The sequence below is a fragment of the Devosia equisanguinis genome, from assembly GCF_900631955.1.
GTDB lineage: Bacteria > Pseudomonadota > Alphaproteobacteria > Rhizobiales > Devosiaceae > Devosia > Devosia equisanguinis.
On the sequence record NZ_UZWD01000048.1, the window covers coordinates 1 to 6,097 of the forward strand.

A 6,097-nucleotide genomic window follows, 5' to 3' on the forward strand; every position below is an offset into this window, starting at 1 on the left:
ACCCCGGCCCTCCCCCTCAAGGGGGGAGGGGGCGATCGAGCCGAGTCAAACAGGACGTAAAACACTCCAAATAGACAAAGCCGATAGTCTTGCCCGCGGTGCACAAAGCAGTCCAAAAGCCGTGGAAACGGTGCATGGGGGTGATGTGGCGAGTAGTCGGCTCGACGACAAGGTCAACGTTGCCGACGACGTTAATTGCCACCAGCGCCTCAATGCATATGCGGGCCGCCCATCAACTGGTGGCCCGCATTTTTGGGCAGGCGCAGGAACAGTAGCGTCGCAATCGCGCCGACCGCTGCCACGACATAGAAGGCGATGTGGAAATCGGCCAGTGCCAGTTCGCCACCGCCGCGAGTGCGATGCGCCAGTTCCAGAATGCCGCCGCCCAGCGCCACGCCCATGGCGAACATCAGCTGGCCCCAGACCTGGCTCATCACATTGGCCTGGCCGGCGTCCTTGTCCTCGATATCGGCGAAGGTGAAGGCGTTGGAGCCGGTCCAGAAGGTCGATTGCCAGAAGCCGGTGAAGACCAGGATGGCAAGGATCAGCGGAATGGGAGTGTCAGGCGTATAAAAGCCCATTGCCAGGATGCCGGCCCCGGAAATGGCGGTTGAGATCACCAGCGGATATTTGAAGCCCCAATGGGCAAAAATCCAGTTGGCGACGAACTTTGCGGCCAGTGCGCCGATGGCGCCGGCAAAGGTCACCATGCCGCTTTCGAAAGGGCTGAGGCCGAAGGCCAGCTGCAGCATCAGCGGGAATAGGAAGGGCGTCGCGCCCTGGCCGAGCCGGAAAAAGGTGCCGGCGACGATGGCGATGCGGAAATTGCGCACCTTGAGCAGGCGCAGATCGAGCAGGGGATATTCGGTGCTGAGGGCGTGGCGCATATAGATGTAGCCCAGACCGATGCCGGCCGTGGCGGCGATAGCACCGACCAGCGGCGGCAAAGCGGGCAGGCTCATCACCGAACAGCCAAAGGCGAACAGCGCGAAGGCGAGGCCGGCAAGCACAAAGCCCTTGCCATCGATGCGGCGCGGTCGGTTGCGTTGCTCATTGGGCAGCGCCAGCCCCACCAGGGCCATGCCGAGCAAGCCGATGGGGATATTGATGATGAAGATCCAGTGCCAGGAGAAATAGGTGGTGAGGAAGCCGCCGAAGGGCGGGCCGACAATGGGACCGATGAGGCCCGGAATGGTGAGCCAGGCCATGGCGTCGACCAACTGATGGCGCGGCGTGGCGCGAACCAGCACTAGGCGCGCCACGGGGCCCATCATGGCGCCACCCATGCCCTGCACGAAGCGGGCGATGACGAATTCGGCCAGAGAGCCGGAAAAGGCGCAGCCCACCGAGCCGATCATGAATACCAGCATGGCCAGGCGAAAAACGCGGCGCGCCCCAAAACGGTCGGCCATCCAGCTCGAAATCGGAATAAAGATGGCCAGCGCCACCAGATAGGCAGTGAGCGCCAGTTTCAACGAAATGGGATCGGTGCCGATATCGGCGGCGATGGCCGCCAGCGAGGTGGCGATTACGGTCGAGTCCATGTTCTCCATGAACACGGCGGTGGCAAGAATCAGCGGCGTGGTACGCGACACGGCAAAACGTGACCGGAGAAAAATCTCTCCGGCTACTCCCTGGAAATGGCCCTGTGGCCGGAAACATTGCTGCCGGCATCGGCCGGCAGGCGGAAATAGATGAGCCCCGCCAACGCGCTGAGCCCGCCAACGACGAAAAACGCGATCTGGAAATCGATCAGCGAAACCTCTCCACCATGCATGCGGCTGGAAATCTCGATGATGGCGCCGGCAACAGCGACACCGAAGGCGACCGAGAGTTGCTGGCCGACGGCGACGATGGCGGTGGCCTGGCTGGCTTCCTCGTCGGAGATGTCGGCATAGCCGATGGCGTTGGAGCCGGTGAAGAACACCGAGCGCAATATCCCGCCGACCAGCAGCACCAGCATCATCAGCGGCACCGGCGTGTCAGCATGGAAAAAGCCCTGCGCGGCGATCAACAACCCGCCGAATACCGCCGCAAAGCCCAGCACGCGCGGAAAGCCGAGCCGGGCGAAGACCCGCTCGGCGATGAACTTGCTCATGATGGCGCCGATGGCCGAGACGAAGGTGATGGCGCCGGACTGGAAGGGATTGAGCCCGAAGCCGAGCTGCAGCATCAACGGCAAGAGGAACGGCACCGCGCCCACGCCAATGCGGAACAGCGATCCGCCGGTGATCGAGGCGCGGAACAATTTGTGGCGGAACAGTTTGGGATCGAGCAGGGGATACTTGGTCTTGCGGGCATGCAGGAGGTAAAGCAGCGCTGCGGTGATGCCGACCGCCAGGGTCAGATAGCCATAGATGATTGGCAGGGCCGGAAGGCTGACGACCGACAGGCCGAAGACCATGCCCGAAAAGGCGATGGCGGCGATGAAGAAGCCGACGATATCGACCGGGCGAGGGGTGCGCTCGTCGGGCACTTGCAGAAAGATGCCGGACAGAATGATGCCGGCAATGCCGATGGGAATATTGATCCAGAAGATCCAGTGCCAGCTGAGATAGGTGGTGAGGAAGCCGCCGATCAATGGGCCGGTGACGGGGGCGATCAGCGCCGGCACCGTGAGCCAGGCCATGGCCGAAACCAGCTCGTTGCGCGGCGTCGAGCGCACCAGCAGCAGGCGTCCAACCGGGGTCATCATCGAGCTGCCTATGCCCTGGAAGAAGCGCGACATCACGAAGGTTTCGAGCGAATAGGAGAAGGCACAGGCCAGCGAGCCCATCATGAAGACGACGATGGCCAGGCGGAACACGTTCTTGGCGCCGAAGCGATCGGCCATCCAGCCGCTGATGGGAATGAAGATGGCCAGCGCCACGAAATAGGCGGTAAGCGCCAGTTTCAGCGCAATCGGCTCGGTGCCGATATCGGCAGCGATTGCGGGAAGGGAGGTGGCGATGACGGTGGAGTCCATCTGTTCCATGAACAGGGCCACCGCCAGGATGAGCGGGGTAACGCGGATAGAGGGCATGGGACTGGAAATCAGCGGCCAGAAGTGAGCCGTAACAGCACTATGGATGGCTTTGCGCCACTTGGCCAGTCAAACCTAACGCTTATCGCACGGCCGGGACGCGCTGTCTTCCCGGAAAAAACGCAAGCATTTCCTGCATTGCAGGCGGGTCCGGCCCCTATGCAAGCGGGGTGTCCGGTGCTATTGACCCTCGCCAACCTGAACCCGCGCAGTTCCGTCGCCGGTTCATATTCCAACATATCTGGTTTCTATCAGAAGGCAGGAAGGGTCTGGCCTTGGCGAAGATTATTACCACTATCACTGGCGATGCGGCGCTCACTTTCGACGACGTGCTGCTGCAGCCCGCGCGCTCGGACATCCTGCCCACCGAGACCGACATTTCCACCTATGTCACCAAGGACATAGCGCTGAATCTTCCCATCCTGTCCTCGGCCATGGATACCGTCACCGAAGCCAATATGGCCATTGCCATGGCCCAGGCCGGCGGCATGGGCGTCATCCACAAGAACCTGACCGCGACCGAACAGGCCGAGCAGGTGCGGATGGTGAAGAGCTTCGAATCCGGCATGGTGGTGAACCCCATCACCATCGGCCCCGATGCGACGCTGGCCGACGCACACGCCCTGATGCAGAAGAGCCGTATCTCGGGCATTCCGGTGGTCGAGAATGGCGGCAAGGGTGGCCGCGCCATCGGCAAGCTGGTGGGCATTCTCACCAATCGCGACGTGCGCTTTGCCAGCAACCCCAATCAGCCGATTTCCGAGCTGATGACGCACCAGAACCTGATCACGGTGCGCGAAGGCGTCTCCAAGGAAGAGGCCAAGATCCTGCTGCACCGTCACCGCATCGAAAAGCTGCTGGTGGTGGACGAGGACTATCGCTGTATCGGCCTGATCACCGTCAAGGATATTGAAAAGGCCCAGCTCCATCCCAATGCCGTCAAGGATGAGCAGGGGCGCCTGCGCGTCGCCGCCGCCTCGACGGTCGGTGATGGCGGTTTCGAGCGCTCGTTGGCGCTGATCGATGCCGGCGTCGACCTCTTGGTCATCGACACCGCCCATGGCCATTCCGTCCGCGTCGCCGAGGCGGTCGAGCGGGTCAAGCGCGAGAGCAATTCGACCCGCATCGTCGCCGGCAATGTCGCGACGGCCGAGGCCACCAAAGCGCTGATCGATGCCGGTGCGGATGCGGTCAAGGTCGGCATCGGGCCCGGCTCGATCTGCACCACGCGCATTGTTGCCGGTGTTGGCGTGCCTCAGCTCGCCGCCGTCATGGCGTGCGCCGAAGAAGGCCACAAGCAGGGTGTTCCGGTGATCGCCGATGGCGGAATCAAATTCTCAGGCGATATGGCTAAGGCCTTGGCCGGTGGTGCTTCTTGCGTCATGGTCGGCTCGCTTCTGGCCGGCACCGACGAGAGCCCAGGCGAGGTCTATCTCTACCAGGGCCGCTCCTACAAATCCTATCGAGGCATGGGCTCGGTCGGTGCCATGGGCGCCGGTTCCGCCGATCGCTATTTCCAGCAGGACGTGCGCGATCAGATGAAGCTGGTGCCCGAAGGCATCGAGGGCCAGGTGCCCTATAAGGGTTCGGTCGGCGCCGTGCTGCACCAGCTGGCAGGCGGCCTCCGCGCCTCAATGGGCTATACCGGCGCGCACACGCTCAAGGATTTCCGCGAGAACGCCACTTTCGTGAAAATCTCCGCGGCGGCCCTGGGTGAAAGCCACGTCCATGACGTGACCATTACTCGCGAAGCCCCGAACTATCGCAGCGGGCGCTAGGTCGACCAAGGCCGGCGCCCAGTGGGGTCGGCCTTGTTTTTGTGCGAATCCGCTGACATGGCTCTGTATAAACACCTGCCATGTCTCGGAATTCTGCTCATGCCCGTATGCGCCCGCGCTCTCGCCCTCTTCGCCATGCTTCCTCTTGCGGCGCCGCTCGTCGCGCTGGCCAATGACGACCCGGCCTGGCTCGCCCAGTGCGACGCCGCGGGCACCTCCCGGATCGAATGTCTGAGCGTGCATCTGCAAGCGCTCGAAGACGATCAGGTGCAGATCCTCGACACCCTTCAGACCGCGCTGGGCAATCCGGGACCTGATGGGACCGATTTCGCCGCCGCCCGCGCGCTGCTGGATACGACGCAGACCACCTGGTGGGATTTTGCGCAATCGGACTGCCGCATGCTCGACCTGATGATGGGCGATTTCGGCGGCATGGGCGGAGAGGCGGGCTTCTGCCTCATCGAACACTATGAACACCGCAATGCCCAACTCGAACGCTGGGTGGCGCGGCTGCAATAGTGCCTCGCCCATTCAATTATCCAGCCCGTGACAGCGCCGGATGGTTTTGTGCTTTCACCCCTACCAAGAATTAACAATGCTTCTGTGCAAATGGGTGTAGCATCGCCAGTGTTGAGAACAGGCACTGGAGACGATTATGGCTAGACGCGAAGGCTATGCGGCACCGCAAATATTGATGCACTGGGTGATTGTTCTACTGGTCATCGTGCAATTGGTTGTCGCCGAAAGTATGACGGAAACTGTGGATGCCCTGGAAGAAGGCGGACAGGTCGCCGCCTCTGTGGCCACTGGTGCATCCATTCATTACTGGGTCGGCATTGCCATTCTCGCGCTTATGCTGGTCAGGTTGGGCATGCGCCTCACCTTCGGCGCGCCGGCCCACGCCCCAGGCTCGCCTCCGGCCCAGAACCTGGCAGCGAACGTCGTCCACGGCGCGCTGTATCTGGTTTTGCTGGCAGCGCCGATTTCGGGCCTTGTCGCTTATTACGATCTTGCCGATGTGGGCGATGTGCATGCGCTGGTGCGGCCCATCCTGCTGATCCTGGTGCTGCTGCACATTGCTGGCGCGCTGTTCAACCAGTTCGTCCGCAAGGATGGCACGCTGATGCGCATGTTCCGCCCGGCGCCGTAGCCTGGCCTTTACCGCACGGCGCTTGGGCGAAAAGCCCGAGCGCCACTTTTCGCTGTCGCGAAAAACGACTTTCCTATAGGCCCCTAGAGCTTTTAACGTCCAGGTTGATCCAGCTCGCTTCCTCCCCCCTTGAGGGGGAGGGTTGGG

5 protein-coding genes are annotated in these 6,097 nt (G+C 62.2%); 3 read left to right on the plus strand and 2 right to left on the minus strand.

Annotated elements, in window-relative coordinates:
• Positions 1–209 precede the first annotated feature (209 nt).
• The gene (locus DEVEQU_RS17780; protein ID WP_126151942.1) at positions 210–1,595 is read right to left on the minus strand and encodes an MDR family MFS transporter; all 1,386 of its coding nucleotides are present in this window, start codon (positions 1,593–1,595) and stop codon (positions 210–212) included.
• 32 nt (positions 1,596–1,627) lie between these two features.
• Positions 1,628–3,022, minus strand: a complete 1,395-nt coding sequence (locus DEVEQU_RS17785; RefSeq protein WP_126151943.1) for an MFS transporter — start codon at positions 3,020–3,022, stop codon at positions 1,628–1,630.
• 275 nt (positions 3,023–3,297) lie between these two features.
• On the opposite strand from DEVEQU_RS17785, the gene guaB reads away from it, so the two are divergent.
• The 3 genes from guaB (at position 3,298) to DEVEQU_RS17800 (ending at position 5,950) form a co-directional block, all read left to right on the plus strand.
• Entirely contained in the window at positions 3,298–4,800 is a 1,503-nt protein-coding gene (gene guaB, locus DEVEQU_RS17790) for an IMP dehydrogenase (protein ID WP_126151944.1), read from the plus strand.
• Positions 4,801–4,899: 99 nt separating this feature from the next.
• Positions 4,900–5,319: a hypothetical protein gene (locus DEVEQU_RS17795; protein WP_126151945.1), complete on the plus strand. Its 420-nt coding sequence runs from the start codon at positions 4,900–4,902 to the stop codon at positions 5,317–5,319.
• Between the two features lie 136 nt (positions 5,320–5,455).
• A complete protein-coding gene (locus DEVEQU_RS17800) occupies positions 5,456–5,950 on the plus strand; it encodes a cytochrome b (protein WP_126151946.1) in 495 nt (164 codons plus the stop codon).
• Positions 5,951–6,097: the final 147 nt, after the last annotated feature.